Genomic DNA, 17,534 nt, shown 5'->3' with positions numbered 1-17,534 from the left:
GTCCGGTGTATGAAGCGATTCTACGGGGTGGCACTGCTGGCCGTCTCTATTTGCAACAATGTCTGGGCCATGGGGCCGTTCGAGTTCTACGAACAGGCCCTGCGCAACGACCCGGTTTATCTCGGGGCGATCAAGGAGCGCGACGCGGGCCTGGAGAATCGCGCCATCGGCCGTGCCGGGCTGCTGCCGCACCTGGGCTACAGCTACAACAAGGGCCGCAACCAGTCCAAGGTCACCTACCTCAATGACCGCGGCGCCAGCCAGCACGACGATCGCAACTACAGCAGTTACGGCTCCAGCCTGACCCTGCAACAGCCACTGCTGGACTACGAAGCTTACGCGGCTTATCGCAAAGGCGTGGCGCAGGCGCTGTTCGCCGATGAGAACTTCCGCGGCAAGAGCCAGGAGTTGCTGGTGCGGGTGCTGAGCCATTACACCCAGGCGCTGTTCGCTCAGGACCAGATCGACATTGCCCAGGCCAAGAAGAAGGCTTTCGAACAGCAGTTCCGCCAGAACGAGCACCTGTTCCGCCAGGGCGAAGGCACCCGTACCGATATTCTTGAGGCTGAGTCGCGCTACGAGTTGGCCACTGCCGAAGAGATCGAAGCGCACAACGAACAGGATGCCTCTCTGCGCGAGCTGGGTTCGCTGATCGGCGTGCCCACCCTGGCGATCGGCGACCTGGCTCCGTTGAACGAAACTTTCCAGACCTTCGCCTTGCAGCCCGCCGGTTTCGATACCTGGCATGAATTGGCTGTGAGCAACAACCCCAACCTGGCTTCCCAGCGCCAAGCCGTGGACGTGGCGCGTTACGAGGTAGAGCGCAACCGCGCCGGGCATCTGCCCAAGATCAGCGCTTACGCGACGATGCGCCAGAACGAGTCGGAAAGCGGCAACACCTACAACCAGCGCTACGACACCAACACCATTGGCCTGGAAGTGAGCGTGCCCTTGTATGCCGGCGGTGGCGTCTCGGCCTCGACCCGTCAGGCCAGCCGCACCATGGAACAGGCCGAGTACGAGCTGGACGCCAAGACCCGCGAAACCCTGATCGAACTGCGTCGGCAATTCAGCGCCTGCGTGTCGGGGGTGAACAAGCTGCGGGCCTATCAGAAAGCCCTGGTCTCCGCCGAAGCGCTGGTGGTGTCGACCCGGCAAAGCATTCTTGGTGGCGAGCGGGTCAACCTTGACGCACTCAACGCCGAGCAACAGCTCTACACCACTCGCCGCGACCTTGCACAGGCCCGCTACGACTACCTCATGGCCTGGGTCAAATTGCATTACTACGCCGGCACCTTGGGGGAACAGGACCTGGCGAAGGTGGATGAGGCGTTTGTAACCCGCTGATCCATTGACTCCTCGCCACAGGAGACCAGTGCAAGCCCCAAGGGACGGGAAAGCTACAGGACTTTTGCATCAACTAAGGATGGTTCATGAAAATCGATAACAAGAAGCACCCCGGAAAAACAGGCAGTCTGTTCCTGCTCAAAACCTTGAATCTGGCCGTGTTCTGCGCTGTGGCGACCCTGGGCACGGCCCAGGCGGCGCCTTATGTCGAGGGCGGCAGGTCCGGGGACCCGGACAGTTGGCGCAGTGCCGAATTCAACGCCGAATGGGGGTTGGGCGCGATCAATGCTCAGCAGGCCTATGCCGCCGGCTACACGGGCAAGGGCGTCAAGCTGGGGATTTTCGACCAGCCGGTCTATGCCGCGCATCCGGAGTTTTCCGGCACCGACAAAGTCGTGACCCTGGTCACCAGCGGTATCCGTGAATACACCGACCCGTACATCCCGGTGAGGGCCGGTGACCCCTTCCGCTATGACGGCTCGCCCACGGTAGGCTCCGATGGCAAGCTGGGCTCCCATGGCACCCATGTCGGCGGGATCGCCGCCGGCAGCCGTGATGGCAGCCCGATGCACGGCGTGGCGTTCGACGCTCAGATTATCAGTGCCGACAACGGCGATCCAGGACCCGAAGACGGCATCATCCTGGGCAACGATGGCGCGGTGTACAAGGCCGGTTGGGATGCGCTGATCGCCAGCGGCGCACGGATCATCAACAACAGTTGGGGCATCGGCATCACCGACCGCTTCGACCAAGGCGGCCGCGACCCCGCCTTCCCGCACTTCTCCGTGCAGGATGCGCAATTGCAGTTCGACCAGATTCAGCCGCTGCTGGGCACCCGGCCGGGCGGCGCCTACGAAGGCGCCATCGCTGCGGCCCGCAGTGGAATCGTGACTATTTTCGCCGCCGGCAACGACTACAACCTCAACAACCCCGACGCCATCGCGGGCCTGGCGTATTTCGTGCCAGACATCGCGCCGAACTGGCTCACGGTTGCCGCCCTTCAGATCAACCCCGATACCAGCAGCCCCGATCCCTACACCATCAGCACCTTCTCGTCGCGCTGTGGCTATACCGCCAGTTTCTGTGTATCGGCGCCAGGCACCCGGGTCTATAGCGCCGTGATCGGCGGCACCGGCGCCGATGACCTGACGGTCGGCTACGCCAACAAGAGCGGCACCTCCATGGCGGCGCCCCATGTCGCCGGCAGTGTGGCGGTGTTGATGGAGCGCTTCCCCTACATGACCGGTGCTCAGGTCGCCAGTGTGCTGCGTACCACGGCCACCGACATGGGCGCCCCTGGCGTCGATTCGCTGTATGGCTGGGGCATGATCAACCTGGGCAAGGCCATAGACGGCCCGTCGATGCTGGTGACCGAGCAAGACATTCCCGTGGAATTCCGTATCGACGGCGCCTACGGCACAGGGCAATTCGTGGCGGACCTGCCGGGCGTCGGTGCGATCGTCGATGCTGGCAAACCCACTGAACGGGTGTGCAGCGGAATCCAGTGCGGGCTGGATGTGTGGCGCAACGACATAACTGGTCACGGTGGCCTGACCAAGGAAGGCGTCGGCACCTTGGTACTCACGGGAGACAATACCTACAGCGGGCCGACCCTGGTCAACGAGGGGCGTCTTGCAATCAACGGCTCTCTGGCATCGGCCGTGACTGTCAATGACGGCGGTGTGCTGGGCGGGAATGGCCGCATCGCCAGCCTGACGGCCAAGCAGGGAGGCAGCGTGGCGCCGGGCAATTCCATCGGCACGTTGCAGGTGGCCGGGGATGTGACCTTCCAATCGGGTTCGACCTACGCGGTGGAGGTGTCGCCTACCTCCAGCGATCTGATCATTGCCGGCGGCAAGGTCTCCATCGACGGCGCGACGGTGTCGTTGTCCCTGGAAAACAGCCCGACGCTACTTTCCGCCAGCGAAGTGAAAAGTCTGCTGGGGCGTCAGCTCGACATCCTGCAGGCGGCCGACGGTATCGAGGGGCGTTTTGGCGAGGTGCTACCTAATTATGCGTTCCTGGGAGGAAACCTGGTGTATTCCGCCAGCGGCGTTCGATTGGCGGTGGCGCGCAACGCAACGTCGTTCAGCAGCCTTGGCCTGACCCCCAACCAGCGCTCGGTGGCGACCGCGGCAGAGCAATTGGGGGCCGGCAACGGCCTCTACGAAGCCTTGTTGCTGTCACCCAGCGCCGCCGAGGCCCAACAGGCGTTCCAGCAACTGTCCGGCGAGATCCATCCAGCCATTGGCACGTTGTTGATCAACCAAAGCCGTTACCTGCGAGATGCCGTAGGTGATCGCCTGCGCCAGGACGCGCTGTACGACGCCAATACGCCCACCGATACCGGGAGCAACCTCTGGGTCAAGGTGCTCGGTGCCTGGGGCAAAAGCGAAGGGGGACATGACAATGCCAGTTCCAACAGCTCCATCGGCGGGCTGCTGATCGGTGGCGATGGCTTGATCAGCGAACGGACACGACTGGGTTTCGTCACCGGATACAGCGACAGCTCGTTGAGCATGGGGGATGGCACGCATTCGTCGGCCAAGGCCGACAGCTATCACCTGGGGGTCTACCTGGGACATGAGATCGACGCGCTGCGCCTGACCGTCGGTGGCGCCTACAGCTGGCATCGCATCGACGTGAAACGCGAGCTGCAGTGGGCCGAGATCAATGGTCGGGAGAAAGCCAAGCGTGATGCCCGCACCGCCCAGCTCTTCACCGAAGCGGCATATCGCCTCGACCTGCAACCCGTGGACCTGGAACCGTTCGCCAACCTGGCTTATGTGCATCTGGACAGTGACAGTTTCCATGAGAAAGGCGACAGCGCAGCCCTGCACGGTGGCAACGACCGTCGCGATGCGGTGCTGTCGACGCTGGGTGTGCGGGCCAGCCATACCCTGGCGCTGTCGCAGACGCAGCAATTGCAGCTCTCCGGGTCACTCGGCTGGCAGCACAACTTGAGCAACACCCGTTCCGAACAGGACCTGGCGTTCGCCGGCAGCGCGGATACCTTCGCGGTGCAGAGCGTGGCCATGGACCGCAATGCCGCGGTGATCGGTGCACGGGCCGGGCTCGCAGTGGCCAAGGATGTGCGCGTCAACCTGGACTACAACGGCGTGCTCGGTGCCCGGGATAAAAGCCATGGTGTCGGGCTGACGCTGGATTGGCAGTTCTGAACCAGGATAAATGGCCGGTTGGCCCCTTCACTTCATCCCCCATTCCAACAACAAAAAGAGAGGCAGCTACACATGGGTATCTACGACTACAAGAACCTCGGCACCACCGAGTCCAAGGCATTGGTGAGCGATGCAATGGCCATCATGTTGTATTCCTACCATAACCTCGACAATGGCTTTGCTGCCGGGTACCAGCACAATGGCTTCGGTGCCGGTCTACCGGCGACCCTGGTCACGGCACTGCTGGGCGGCACCGATTCCCAAGGGGTGATTCCCGGCGTGCCGTGGAATCCCGACTCGGAAAAGCTTGCCCTGGAAGCGGTGCAAAAGGCCGGCTGGACGCCCATCAGTGCCTCGCAACTGGGCTATACCGGCAAGGTGGATGGTCGCGGAACATTTTTCGGCGAGAAAACCGGCTACACCACCGCGCAAGTGGAGATCCTTGGCAAGTACGACGCTGATGGACATCTGCAGGAAATCGGCGTGTCGTTTCGTGGCACCAGCGGCCCCCGGGAAAACCTGATCACCGACTCAATAGGCGATGTGATCAACGACCTGATGGCCGCCCTGGGGCCCAAGGACTATGCGAAAAACTACGCAGGTGAGGCCTTCGGCAATCTGCTTGCCGACGTCGCGAAGTTTGCCCAGGCCCACGGCCTGACGGGCAAGGACGTGTTGGTCAGCGGCCACAGCCTGGGTGGGTTGGCGGTCAATAGCATGGCCGACTTGAGCGCGGACAAGTGGTCGGGCTTCTACAACAGCGCGAACTACATCGCTTATGCTTCACCGACCCAGAGCGGCACCGACAAAGTGCTGAACATCGGCTATGAAAACGATCCGGTATTCCGGGCGCTGGACGGTTCGACCTTCAATCTGGCGTCGGTGGGCGTGCATGATGCGCAGCAGGAATCAGCCACGAACAACATCGTCAGCTTCAACGACCATTACGCGTCGACGGCCTGGAACGTGTTGCCGTTTTCCATCCTGAACATTCCCACCTGGATTTCCCATCTGCCCACCGGCTACGGCGATGGCATGGGGCGGATCATGGGCTCGGCGTTCTACGACCTGACCGGAAAGGACTCCACCATCATCGTTGCCAATCTGTCGGACCCGGCTCGGGGCAATACGTGGGTGCAGGACCTCAATCGCAATGCCGAAGCCCATACCGGCAGTACGTTCATCATTGGCAGCGACCAGGCGGATCTGATCCAGGGCGGCCAGGGTAACGATTACCTGGAAGGTCGCGCCGGCAACGATACGTTCCGCGATGGCGGTGGCTATAACGTTATCCTGGGCGGGCAGGGCACCAACTGCCTGCAACTGCAGCAATCGATAAAGGACTTCAGTTTTGCCCATGACGGGGCCGGAACGCTGTACATGGGTGATGCTCATGGCGGGATCAGCATCACCCGTGACATCGGTACGCTGGTCAGCCGGGAGCCCGGATCGCTCTGGGGAATGCTCAAGGATGAGGTCAGCCACAGCGTGACCGCCAACGGTCTGGTGACCGCGGGCAACCTGACGGCGTATGCCTCATCGGTCAACGGCAGCGCGGCTGACGACACCTTGATGGCTCGGGCGACCGGTGACTGGCTGTTCGGCCTGGACGGCAACGACCAACTGGTGGGTGGTGTGGGCAACGACACCTTCGTCGGCGGTTCGGGCAACGACGTGATGCAATCGGGTGGCGGCAGCGACACCTTCATCTTCAGTGGCGTATTCGGTCAGGACCGGATCAGCGGTTACGACGGGGGTGACAAGTTGGTTTTCCTCGGCATACAGGGGGCTGGGGCGGGTTATGACTACAGCCAGCACTTGTCGCAGGTGGGCGCCGATACGCTGCTCACGGTTGGCGACAACTCCGTGACCTTGGTGGGGGTAGGGCTGGGGCAGGTTGGAGACAACATCGTGTTTGCCTGATTCCTGGGTATTGAACCCTGACCTCTGTGGGAACTGAACTTGCTCGCGATAGCGGTGGACCTGCTGCATCGATGTTGAATGTGCCACCATCGCGAGCAGGCTCGCTCCCACATGGACCGGGGCTGACTTTGATTCCATGACCACCGCAGATCCCCTGTGGGAGCAAAGCTTGCTCGCGATGGCGGCAGTACAGTCAATCCTTTAAGCGACTGATTCACCGCTTTCGCGAGCAAGCCCGCTCCCACATGGATCGGGGCTGACTTTGATTCCATGACCACCGCAGATCCCCTGTGGGAGCACAGCTTGCTCGCGATGGCGGCAGTACAGCCGCAAGTGATGCCAGCGATGCCATCGTCATCCCGGCCAAGGCCAAAGATATTCAGTCTTCCTTGCGAATCGTCGCCACGTCGTCGGCGCGCACCCGGACTTTCTTGCCGGCAATGTCTTCGAATTCGTAAAAGCCATCGGACGTTCGGGTGTTGGGGGTGTCCTTGGTCAAATACTGGGTGCCGTTCTGCAAGGTCACGACGGTCGGCGTCGAGCAGCCGGCCAGCGCCAGGAACGCTGCGGCAGCCAAAGGCAGGCCCAGAAATCTGATATTCATATCCATACCTCTCGATCAAAGGACGCGGCTCATCCGGCCGCGCCATCACTGTAATCAACCGCCATTGGTCCCGCTTACTGTAGGAAAGTTCATCGCCGACTAGAGGATTTCACTTTATTGATTGAGGGAACCACTCATCCTTTGCAGTTGCCCGAGTCGTCCGTAGCTGGTATCTGTACGCATAACCAGTACTCCAATACCCGTGGCGCTTCTTCCCGTGACAGCCAACCCTCTCGACGATCCCTTTTATTACCTGAACAATTTCCAGCAGGTGCTTGCCTGGCTGACGCAACGCTATGCCGACGTACTCAGCATCGAGGAGCAGCGCTTTATCGACGACTTCGCGTCGTTGCCTCGCTCGTCCCAGGGCTTGCTGGTACGCATGGTGATGCGCAAGGGGTTGCGCTTTCGGCACAGCAAATTGCACTACCTGGAAATCGGTGACATTGGCGCGGCGGTCGAACCGCTGCTGTCCCTGGGCTGGGTACAGGATCAACCCCTGAACCTTGCCGAACTGTTCGAGGTGCTGCTCAAGCCGGAAATCATCCTGTGCCTGGGCCACCTGATCGAACGGCCCAAGGCGAAAAAGTCCGAATGGCTGCTGGCCTTGGACGATCGTCTGGACGAAACACGGCCATTCAATCAATGGTGCCCGCAGTTGGAGGAGCGGCTGTACAGCCTGACGATCATGGAAACCTGCGACCGGCTGCGGTTGATGTTCTTTGGCAACCTCTATCAGGACTGGTCGGAGTTCGTGCTGGCGGACCTGGGCATCTTCACTTACGAAACCGTGGCGTTCAGCGCCGAATCCCGAGGCTTGCGCAGCCGACAGGATGTCGATGCCTGTCTGTTCCTGCACGGGTGCCAGCAGCGCTTCGAAGCCGGCGAGCCACTGGACGACATCGTCGCCCAAGTCAACGCGTTGGTCTTGGACAACCCGTGGCTGGAGCGGCGCCGAGGCAAGTTGCTGTTCCAGATCGGCCAGCACGCCGAACGCATCGCCGATTTTGCCCTGGCCCTGTGCATCTATCGCGACTGCCGCTACCCCGGCGCACGGTTGCGGATGATCCGCGTGCTGGAGCGCCTCGGTGAGTACGCCTTGGCCCTGGAGCTGGGGGAAGCGGCAGCCCTGGCGCCGGAGAACGCAGCTGAAAGCCAGGCGTTGCTCAGGGTCGTGCCGCGGTTGCAGCGCAAGCTGGGCGGCCCGCCGGTGCCTCGTGCCGTGGTCCGGGAAACGGAGCGGCTGGACCTTCGTCTGCCCCGCGTCGATCCGGCCTTGTCGGTGGAGTATCACGTCCAGGCTCATTTGCACGACGAGACCGCCCCGGTGCATTACGTCGAGAACAGCCTGATCAACTCATTGTTCGGCCTGTTGTGCTGGCCGGCTATTTTCGCGCCTTTGCCGGGGGCGTTCTTCCATCCGTTCCAGCGCGGCCCGGTGGACCTGCTCAACGAAGATTTCCCGGTCCGCCGCGCCGAACTGTTCGCCACCTGCTTCGCGGAACTCGACGATGGGCGCTATCGGGACACCATTGTGCGTCGCTATACAGAGAAATGGGGTGTCCAATCGCCTTTCGTGTTCTGGGGTGCGATGTCTGAAGAACTGTTGCATCAGGCACTCGATTGCCTCCCGGCCGAACACCTCAAGCACTGGTTCAATCGCCTGCTGCTGGACATCAAGGCCAACCGTGCCGGCATGCCGGACCTGATCCAGTTCTGGCCGCAGCACAAGACGTATCGCATGATCGAAGTCAAAGGCCCCGGCGACCGCCTGCAGGACAACCAATTGCGTTGGCTGGCGTTCTGTCACGAACACCGGATGCCCGTCGCGGTCTGCCATGTGCAATGGATGGAGCAGGGCGCATGACCCCGGAACCGGCCTACAGCATCGCCGTGCGGGCGTTATGTGAGTTCACTGCCAAGACCGGCGACCTGGATCTGCGCTTTACCCCGTCGCCCACAGCACTGGAAGGCATCGTTGGCCACCGCACCGTGGCGTCCCGGCGCAACGAGACGTATCAGGCCGAGATCAGCCTCGAAGGCCGTTACCGGAGCATGCGGGTCAAGGGGCGGGCCGACGGCTACGACCCGGCCCGCAATTGCGTCGAGGAGGTGAAGACCTATCGCGGCGACCTGTCCAGGCAACCGGCCAATCATCGCCAGCTGCACTGGGCCCAGGCGAAGATCTACGGCTGGCTGATGTGCCAGAAGCTGCAGTTGTCGCGCATCGACGTGGCCCTGGTGTATTTCGACATCGTCAGTGAACAGGAAACCTGCCTGACGCAAGGCTTCGAGGCGACGCAGCTCGAGGCTTTCTTCGAAGAGCAGTGCGCATTGTTCCTGGCCTGGGCCGAACAGGAGATGGCTCACCGGCAAGCGCGCAACGGCGGTGCGCAGGCGCTGGCCTTTCCCCATGCTGGCTTCAGGCCGGGACAACGGCACCTGGCCGAGTCGGTGTTCAAGGCGGTCAGCACCGGACGCTGCCTCATGGCCCAGGCGCCCACCGGCATCGGCAAGACCATCGGTACGCTGTTCCCGATGCTCAAGGCCCTGGCGCCGCAGCGACTGGACAAGGTGTTCTTTCTCACGGCCAAGACGCCGGGACGCAAGCTGGCGCTGGATGCCGCGCGGGTGATCACCCATAGCGCACCGTCGATGCCGTTGCGGGTCCTGGAGATGGTCGCCAGGGATAAAGCCTGTGAGCATCCGGACAAGGCGTGCCATGGCGAATCCTGTCCACTGGCCCGTGGCTTCTATGAACGCCTGCCCGGCGCCCGCGAGGCCGCCAGCAGGCTCACCTTGCTCGATCAGGCCGCGTTGCGCGAGATTGCGCTGGCCCATGAAGTGTGCCCGTACTACCTCAGCCAGGAAATGGCCCGTTGGGCCGACGTGGTCGTCGCCGACTACAACTATTATTTCGACTTCAGCGCCTTGCTGTTCGCCCTGGCCCAGGCCGATGGCTTGACCGTCGCGACCCTGGTTGATGAAGCCCATAACCTGGTGGAACGGGGGCGGCAGATGTACAGCGCGACCCTCGACCAGTCCACATTGGCCGCGGTGCGCAAAACCGCCCCCGAACCCCTGAAGAAATCCTTGCAGCGGGTCAATCGCCAGTGGAACGCCTTGCACGCTCTTCAGGTTGCGGCCTACCAGGCCTATGAAAAACCACCGGAGAAACTGCTCCAGGCACTGTCCCTGTGCACCACGGCCATCGGCGATTACCTCAATGACCATCCCCAGGGCCTGGACGGCGACTTGCAGGCGTTCTACTTCGAGGCCTTGCAGTTCGGTCGGGTGGCGGAATCGTTCAATGAGCATTTCCTGTTTGACATCCATAAGCGTGAGCTCGGTCGTCAACGCAGCCTGTCCACCTTGTGCTTGCGCAATGTGGTGCCGGCCGGCTTCTTGCGGCCAAGGCTCACGGCGGCCCGCAGCAGCGTGCTGTTCTCCGCCACCCTGAGTCCACGGCACTACTACGCCGACCTGTTGGGCACACCGGCGGATATGGTGTGGATCGATGTGGAATCACCGTTCCATGCCGGACAACTGGACGTTCAGGTCGTCAGTCGGATTTCCACCCGTTTCGCCCACCGCCAGGCATCGCTGGAACCGATTGTCGGGTTGATGGCGCGCCAGTTCGGCGAACGTCCCGGCAACTACCTGGCCTTTTTCAGTAGCTTCGATTACTTGCAACAGGTGGTCGGGCTGTTCGCCGAACGGCACCCGGACATTGCGATCTGGACCCAATCCCGGGGCATGGGCGAAGCGTCCCGGCAGGCCTTTCTCGAACGGTTCATGGAGCACAGCCAGGGCATCGGCTTCGCGGTGCTGGGCGGTGCGTTCGGCGAGGGAATCGACTTGCCGGGCTCGCGGCTGATCGGCGCGTTTATCGCCACCCTGGGGCTGGCGCAGTTCAATCCGGTCAACGAACAGATCAAGCAGCGCATGGCCGCGATTTTCGGCGACGGCTATGACTACACCTACCTGTACCCCGGCTTGCAGAAAGTCGTCCAGGCCGCCGGGCGCGTCATCCGCACCCAACAGGACCGTGGGGTGGTGATGCTGATCGACGACCGGTTCGGCGAAGCCCGGGTGCAGCACTTATTGCCGGGTTGGTGGTCTGTCACTCAAGAACATCCTGCTAAATCCTGTGGGAGCGAGCCTGCTCGCGATTGCGGCGTTTCAGTCACTTAGGGCCAACTGAACGACCGCTATCGCGAGCAGGCTCGCTCCCACAAAGGGATTTGCGTCGATTTCCATTTTTGGTCCCGCCGGTTAATAATTTCCGAGGCAGGACCTGCACCATACTTCGCAAAGAATCTACACGGACACCCCGGCCAAAAATGCTTGAGAACAATCAGAAGACTGCCCGCATTAACGAGGAACAGCGTTTTCGGCTGCTGATCGACGCCGTGGTCGACTATGCCATCTACATGACCGACCCTACGGGTATCATCACCAGTTGGAACTCCGGTGCCCGGCGCTTCAAAGGCTACGAAGAGTCCGAGATCCTCGGCCAGCATTTCTCCCGTTTCTACACCGACCAGGACCGCGCCGCCGGCCTGCCGCAACGGGCGCTGGATACCGCCTTGCGCGAGGGCCGTTTCGAAGGCGAGGGCTGGCGGGTGCGCAAGGACGGTACGCTGTTCTGGTCCCATGTGGTCATCGACCCGATCATCGACAGCCAGAGCGGCGCCTTGCTCGGTTTTGCCAAGATCACCCGCGACCTGACCGATCGCAAGATGGCCGAGGAAACCCTCAAGCAAAGCGAGCAGCAGTTTCGCCTGCTGGTACAGAGTGTCACCGATTACGCCATCTACATGCTCAATCCTGAAGGGCAAGTGACCAATTGGAACCAGGGGGCGCAACGGATCAAGGGCTACCTGCCGGCTGAGGCCATTGGCCGGCATTTTTCGATGTTCTATACCCCCGAAGACCGTGAAAATGGCGAGCCACAGCGGGCGTTGAGCATCGCCGCCAGCGAAGGGCGCTTCGAGAAGAAAGGGTGGCGGGTACGCAAGGACGGTACGCGGTTCATGGCCCATGTGGTCATCGATGCGATCCGCAGCGACACCGGCACGCTGCTGGGGTTTGCCAAGATCACCCGCGACATCACCGACGCCACCCAGGCGCAGCAGGCCCTTGAGCAGACCCGCGAGGCCCTGTTCCAGTCCCAGAAATTGCAGGCCATCGGTCAACTCACGGGCGGCATTGCCCATGACTTCAACAACCTGCTCACGGTGATTCTCGGCAACCTGGAGATCGTGCGCAAGCGCATGCCTGGTACCCCGAAACTGGCCCAATTGCTGGACAACGCGACACAGGGCGCGCTGCGCGGGGTTTCGCTGACCCAGCGGATGCTAGCCTTTGCCCGTCGGCAGAAACTGACGTCCGAGTCGGTGGAGTTGGCGGCCTTGGTGCAGGGCATCAGCGGCCTGCTGCAAAGCTCCATGGGCCCGTCGATACATATCCAGACCGCTTTCGCCGATGCGCTGTCGCCGGTCCTGGCGGACGTCAACCAGCTGGAACTGGCCATCCTCAATCTGGCGACCAACGCCCGGGACGCCATGCCCCACGGCGGGCGCATCCTGATTGCGGCCAATGAGCGACGGGATACTGGGGCTCCGGACACGTCTCTGAGGACCGGGCGGTACGTCTGTCTGTCGATCACCGACGAAGGCGAGGGGATGGATGAGGCGACGCTGGCCTCGGCCGTGGACCCGTTCTTCACCACCAAGGGTGTCGGCAAGGGCACAGGCCTGGGCTTGTCCATGGTGCATGGCCTGGCCGAACAGTTGGGGGGGCGGTTGATACTCAAGAGCCAGAAGGGGGTCGGCACCACGGCTGAGTTATGGCTGCCAGTGGCTGATCACTCGGTGCCGGAGACGGTGCCGGTACAGGCGCAGGCACCGTTGTCGACCCAGGAACTGCTGGTGCTGGTGGTCGACGATGACAGCCTGGTGCTGACCAGCACTCGCCTGTTGATCGAAGATCTGGGGCACCGGGTGCTCTGCGCCCCGTCGGGCGCGCAGGCGCTGGAATTATACGAGCGCAATCCGGACATCGACCTGGTGATCACCGATATGGCCATGCCACAGATGGATGGGGCGCACTTGGCTAAGTTGCTACGAGACCGGCAACCCACCTTGCCCGTCATTCTTGCCACCGGCTACGCCGAGCGCCTGGAGGGTTTCGCCACGCAGTTGCCGCGGCTGACCAAGCCGTTCAAGCAGATTGACCTGGTGCAGGCTATTGGGCAGACGATGAAATGACCATGGCCTGTTGATGATCCCCAGCAGCAGGAGAACCTGTAGCAGGAGAACCTGTGGCAGGAGAACCTGTGGGAGCAAGGCTTGCCCGCGATACATACACTGCGGTTTCTGAGAAGACCGCATCAGCTTCATCGCGGGCAAGCCTTGCTCCCACAGATACCCTTGTCACAGAAGCTTGCGTTCCCTGGCTATCGGGCATTTTTGCTGAACCCCCGCAGATTCATGGCACACAAGCAGAACTGCAACACAATCAGCGCATACGCATCCGAATGCAGCCCCCAGACAACCCACAGAATGTTGCTTGCAATGAAGCAACTGAAGCCCATTAGCCGCCGCCGTGGCTGGCGTGATCCGATCAGCCAGGCGGCGAGCACCGTCACCACCATCGCCGGCCACTGCACCCATGCAAGATAATCCACCCAATTTTCCTCAACGCCATCGATGATCTAAAGACCCTGGCGGCGGGACGACGTTTCGTTGAACCTGCGGTCCATCGACTTGAACTTGCCTGTTGGCGCGGTCCTCTAACAGGTTCGAATCATTACCGAGGGATAGCCCACGCAATGCCCCGAATCCTGACCAGCCAGACCCAGGAAGAAGCGCTGACGGAACACCAGGCCAAACTGTTCGGCTCCCCCAAGGAACGACTGGATTTCTATCGTCGGGAGATCCAGTACGAAACCAGTATCCTGGCCAATCGTACCGATGCGTATCTTGCCGCCCAGTCGTTCCTGGTGATCGCCTTCGCCTCCTGCATGGCAAACCTGAACCCGGAATGGGGCAAGCTGTTTACCTTGATCGTGCCGCCGTTCCTGGCCTTGCTGGGCTTCCTTAGCTCCCTCAACGCCTGGCCGGGTATTCGTGCCGCCTACGAGATCATCGATCATTGGCATTTCAAACAAAGTGAGCTGTTGCGCTCCGAACCGATGATGGGCCTGGTCTATGACGAGTCGCCGCTGTTCAGCGAGCGGGAATCGACCCACAAGGGGTACCGCAAATCCCTGTTGTTTTCGGTGCGTACGCCGTGGATCTTCGCCGCGTTCTGGGTACTGCTGGGGATGTATTCGGTCTACATCCAGGTGAGCGACCCCGGGGCTTGAGGTCACTGGTCTAGCCTGAACGCTTGTGGCGTTCATACCACGCCAGGGTCGGCTGGGTGCTCAAACCGTGGACCAGGATACTCAGGGCCACCACCGAGAGCGTGAGGTTGATACACAGATTCGCCACCTCGGGTGGCAAGTGATGGTTCAAGGCATAGAACAGGTAGAACAGACTGCCGATGCCACGTATGCCGAACCACCCGATCAGCAATCGTTGCGAGCGGTCCATCAAACGGCCCCAAGGCATTGCCAGCACACACAATGGACGAATGACGGCGAACAGCAGCGCGCCGATGGCCAGGGCCCGCCAGTCCCAGTGATTAACCAGCACTATCCCGAGCAGCGTCACCAGGAACACCTCCATGGCGCGCTCCACGAGGCTGCCAAACGCGAGCATGTCGCCCATCATCACACCGGCGGCCACCTGGCTGTCTTCCAGGGATTCGGTGTCCCCCAGCACGGCTTGCCGAGGAGCGACTGTTTCGTGTCCTACCACCGGTTGCACCAGGTGTTCGGCTGGCGGCGAGTCCTCGGCGGTGGAAGCCACTTCGGCCTGGCGCAACCCCAACCCGGCGGCGAACACCGAGAGAAAGCCGTAGCCCTGGACCGATTCGGCGGCGACGTAGGCCAACGCAATCAACGCCAGGGCCAGATAATCATTGGGCGAGAGGGTGCTGTCGGCATTCCTGATACGCATCGACAAGGTCATGCGACCGATGCCACGGCCCATCATGTAACCGATCAACAAGCCTGCCGGTACGGCCCATAGCACATCGCGCAAGGCCCACTCGGCGAGGAAACCGTCGTTGCCGTCGCGCAGCATCAGCAGACCAAGGATCACGAACGGAAACGCTGTACCATCGTTCAACCCGGCCTCACCGGACAACCCGAAACGCACCCGATCGTCGTCCCGGGCATCGTTGACCTGCACCAGCGCCGCCAGCACCGGGTCGGTCGGCGCCAGCATCGCGCCGATCAGCAGTGACACGCCCCAGCCGAGGCCGAACAGATAATGCAGCGTCAGGCACAGACCGGCGATGCTCAGGATCATCACCGGTCCGGCCAACCCATAGGCTACGCGCCAGGTACGGTCTTTGAAGGGCAGGCGCAACTTGAGACCGCTGACGAATAGCGAAAACACCACGGCTATTTCAGTGAGGTGTTCCATCCACGTTGTGGAGTCATGGATGTCCAACTGCAACAACTCCACCCCCGCCGGACCGATGGCGACGCCCAGCGCCAGGCATATCGCCGAGGTGGTCACCGGCATCCAGCGCAGGTATGAAGAAGTCAGGGCCAGGGTCAGCAATACGGTACCGAGCACCGCAACCCACGCTGTGAAAATCATTGGTGCTCCTTGATGGCGGGATAAACCAGAACCCTGTGGCGAGGGGATTTATCGAAACGTCGCACCGCCCCGCTGGGCTGCGAAGCGGCCCTAGAACAGTCAACTCAATCTGTCTGGTACACCGCAGTGGCAGGTTTTAGGACTGCTTCGCAGCCCAGCGGGGATAAATCCCCTCGCCACAAGGGTTGGCACTTACCTTCGGCTCTTCCATTCGAGAGCTCGAACAAAGCCAGGGTTCCCCTTACAACAGCACGCCCCGTTTATCCGGCTGCATTTCAATCCGAGGGAATTTTTCGCTCCGCTCAAGGCTCTGCACTGGAAGAGACGTGCTGATTCAGCGTCCTGCCAAGCACCCATGAGGCCCTTATGACTGCGCTGACCACCCTTCACCGGCCCGCCACCGTGCGACCGTTTACAGATCCGTTCACCGCTGCCGGCAACGTGCGCCAATGCTACGAGCGGCTGCTCCAGGGCCCGGACGATGCCGACCGGCAGGCTGTGGCCCAAGCTTTTGTCCAGTCATGCCTGGATAAAGCAGCCACGCTGGCGCAGGAGATGCCCGACGACCCCATGGCTCTGCAAGCCTGGGTCGAGCAACACAGCGCCGGTGTGGCCCGGCAATATGGTGATTACCTGGAACGGCGCAAAAACGGAGGCGCACGGGAGTTTTTTTCCAACAAGGCCCACGCGTTGTACTTCCTCCAGGCCGTCGCACCGACCAAGCTGGTAGACGGAGCCTGGTTGTATGGCGTGCTTGAACACTGGCACGACCACCGCTTCGAAGGACTGCTGTGCACCTACCTGGAAGAGTTGGGCGACGGCGTTCCGGCGCAGAACCATGTTGTGATCTACCGCAAGCTGCTCGCCGAACATGGTTTGGCGGATGCTCCGGACATCGACGATGACCACTACCTGCAAGGCGCGGTGCAGTTGGCCCTGGGATATGCCGGTGATGAATACCTGCCCGAGGTCATCGGCTACAACCTGGGTTACGAGCAACTGCCCTTGCACCTGTTGATCAGCGCCTATGAGCTGAGCGAACTGGACATTGACCCGTATTACTTCACCCTCCACGTGACCATCGATAACGCCAGTACCGGCCACGCTCACAAAGCCGTGCAATCGCTGTTGCAACTGATGCCGATGGAAGCCGATCGCGACGCCTTCTGGCGCCGGGTGACCCTGGGTTATCGCCTCAATGACCTCGGGCGAGGCAGCCGGACGATCATCGAGTCGTTCGACCTGTATCGCGAAGTATTGGACATGCTCGAACGCAAACGCCCGTTCGGCCAGCATATGCACTCCGATTACTGCAAATTCGAGGGCAAGACCGTCAACCAGTGGCTGGCGATGCCGGGACAGTTGGAAGGCTTCCTCGATGCGCTGCAGGGCAAAGGCTGGATCAAGCGCCATGAGGACCCGCAGAACAGCCGGTTCTGGACCCTGATCGAAGGTCCCGGCGCGGCGATGTTCGGGGTGTTCAGCCCTTACGAAAAACAGCTCTTGCATGATTGGATCGCTGGCGACTGGCTGGACGAAGGCCCTCGTGCGGCGCCCCGGCGCAACCACGGCGCCGCCAGCGCGCTGCCAACGCCGGCGGAAGATCCCGATGTGCAAAGTCTGCAGCAGGCGCTACGTGGCCAAACGCCCGCCCAGCAGATGCAGACATTGATGCCCTGGCTTTCGCCCCGTTGCCACAGCCATCCGGCCGGATTGCTGGCGACCCGCCGGTTCATCGAACTCAAATCCGTACTTCGCTAG

The 17,534-nt window shown here is 61.7% G+C and carries 11 protein-coding genes; 8 read left to right on the top strand and 3 right to left on the bottom strand.

Annotation, left to right across the window (positions count from 1 at the left end; translation table 11 throughout):
* Positions 1-9 precede the first annotated feature (9 nt).
* The 3 genes from AD665_RS23515 (at position 10) to AD665_RS23505 (ending at position 6,449) form a co-directional block, all read left to right on the top strand.
* A complete protein-coding gene (locus AD665_RS23515; RefSeq protein WP_053194062.1) occupies positions 10-1,347 on the top strand; it encodes a TolC family outer membrane protein in 1,338 nt (445 codons plus the stop codon).
* Between the two features lie 86 nt (positions 1,348-1,433).
* On the top strand, positions 1,434-4,526 hold the full coding sequence (locus tag AD665_RS23510) for an autotransporter serine protease (RefSeq protein WP_053194060.1): 3,093 nt from the start codon (positions 1,434-1,436) through the stop codon (positions 4,524-4,526).
* A 72-nt stretch (positions 4,527-4,598) separates the two neighbouring features.
* Positions 4,599-6,449, top strand: coding sequence for a polyurethane esterase (locus tag AD665_RS23505; protein ID WP_053194058.1), 1,851 nt, complete (start codon positions 4,599-4,601; stop codon positions 6,447-6,449).
* 379 nt (positions 6,450-6,828) lie between these two features.
* Here AD665_RS23505 and AD665_RS23500 read toward each other — a convergent pair whose 3' ends face one another.
* Positions 6,829-7,053: a YgdI/YgdR family lipoprotein gene (locus AD665_RS23500; protein ID WP_024776392.1), complete on the bottom strand. Its 225-nt coding sequence runs from the start codon at positions 7,051-7,053 to the stop codon at positions 6,829-6,831.
* Between the two features lie 202 nt (positions 7,054-7,255).
* Between AD665_RS23500 and AD665_RS23495 the strand changes: the two genes are divergently transcribed.
* The 3 genes from AD665_RS23495 to AD665_RS23485 all read left to right on the top strand — a co-directional run bounded on the left by AD665_RS23495 (position 7,256) and on the right by AD665_RS23485 (position 13,325).
* Entirely contained in the window at positions 7,256-8,920 is a 1,665-nt protein-coding gene (locus tag AD665_RS23495; RefSeq protein WP_069018540.1) for a VRR-NUC domain-containing protein, read from the top strand.
* Positions 8,917-11,247, top strand: coding sequence for an ATP-dependent DNA helicase (locus AD665_RS23490; protein ID WP_053194056.1), 2,331 nt, complete (start codon positions 8,917-8,919; stop codon positions 11,245-11,247). The genes AD665_RS23495 and AD665_RS23490 overlap by 4 nt, the downstream gene beginning before the upstream one ends.
* A 149-nt stretch (positions 11,248-11,396) precedes the next feature.
* The gene (locus AD665_RS23485; protein ID WP_053194054.1) at positions 11,397-13,325 is read left to right on the top strand and encodes a hybrid sensor histidine kinase/response regulator; all 1,929 of its coding nucleotides are present in this window, start codon (positions 11,397-11,399) and stop codon (positions 13,323-13,325) included.
* Positions 13,326-13,513: 188 nt separating this feature from the next.
* On the opposite strand, the gene AD665_RS23480 is transcribed toward AD665_RS23485, so the two are convergent.
* Positions 13,514-13,744: a hypothetical protein gene (locus AD665_RS23480; protein WP_024776396.1), complete on the bottom strand. Its 231-nt coding sequence runs from the start codon at positions 13,742-13,744 to the stop codon at positions 13,514-13,516.
* A gap of 144 nt (positions 13,745-13,888) precedes the next feature.
* On the opposite strand from AD665_RS23480, the gene AD665_RS23475 reads away from it, so the two are divergent.
* Positions 13,889-14,425, top strand: coding sequence for a hypothetical protein (locus AD665_RS23475; RefSeq protein WP_024776397.1), 537 nt, complete (start codon positions 13,889-13,891; stop codon positions 14,423-14,425).
* 10 nt (positions 14,426-14,435) lie between these two features.
* Here AD665_RS23475 and AD665_RS23470 read toward each other — a convergent pair whose 3' ends face one another.
* On the bottom strand, positions 14,436-15,773 hold the full coding sequence (locus AD665_RS23470) for a cation:proton antiporter (protein WP_053194052.1): 1,338 nt from the start codon (positions 15,771-15,773) through the stop codon (positions 14,436-14,438).
* 366 nt (positions 15,774-16,139) lie between these two features.
* Here AD665_RS23470 and AD665_RS23465 point away from each other — a divergent pair, with 366 nt between their 5' ends.
* On the top strand, positions 16,140-17,534 hold the full coding sequence (locus AD665_RS23465; protein ID WP_053194050.1) for an iron-containing redox enzyme family protein: 1,395 nt from the start codon (positions 16,140-16,142) through the stop codon (positions 17,532-17,534).

It is taken from the genome of Pseudomonas corrugata, from assembly GCF_001269905.1.
In the GTDB taxonomy this organism is placed as follows: Bacteria; Pseudomonadota; Gammaproteobacteria; order Pseudomonadales; family Pseudomonadaceae; genus Aquipseudomonas; species Aquipseudomonas corrugata.
This window is presented reverse-complemented; position numbering and strand designations above follow the sequence as displayed.

Bases quoted from the DNA above. Each gene is read 5' to 3' on its own strand.
- AD665_RS23515 (WP_053194062.1), top strand. From the start codon at position 10: ATGAAGCGATTCTACGGGGTGGCACTGCTGGCCGTCTCTATTTGCAAC.
- AD665_RS23510 (WP_053194060.1), top strand. From the start codon at position 1,434: ATGAAAATCGATAACAAGAAGCACCCCGGAAAAACAGGCAGTCTGTTC.
- AD665_RS23505 (WP_053194058.1), top strand. From the start codon at position 4,599: ATGGGTATCTACGACTACAAGAACCTCGGCACCACCGAGTCCAAGGCA.
- AD665_RS23500 (WP_024776392.1), bottom strand. From the start codon at position 7,053: ATGAATATCAGATTTCTGGGCCTGCCTTTGGCTGCCGCAGCGTTCCTG.
- AD665_RS23490 (WP_053194056.1), top strand. From the start codon at position 8,917: ATGACCCCGGAACCGGCCTACAGCATCGCCGTGCGGGCGTTATGTGAG.
- AD665_RS23485 (WP_053194054.1), top strand. From the start codon at position 11,397: ATGCTTGAGAACAATCAGAAGACTGCCCGCATTAACGAGGAACAGCGT.
- AD665_RS23475 (WP_024776397.1), top strand. From the start codon at position 13,889: ATGCCCCGAATCCTGACCAGCCAGACCCAGGAAGAAGCGCTGACGGAA.
- AD665_RS23470 (WP_053194052.1), bottom strand. From the start codon at position 15,773: ATGATTTTCACAGCGTGGGTTGCGGTGCTCGGTACCGTATTGCTGACC.
- AD665_RS23465 (WP_053194050.1), top strand. From the start codon at position 16,140: ATGACTGCGCTGACCACCCTTCACCGGCCCGCCACCGTGCGACCGTTT.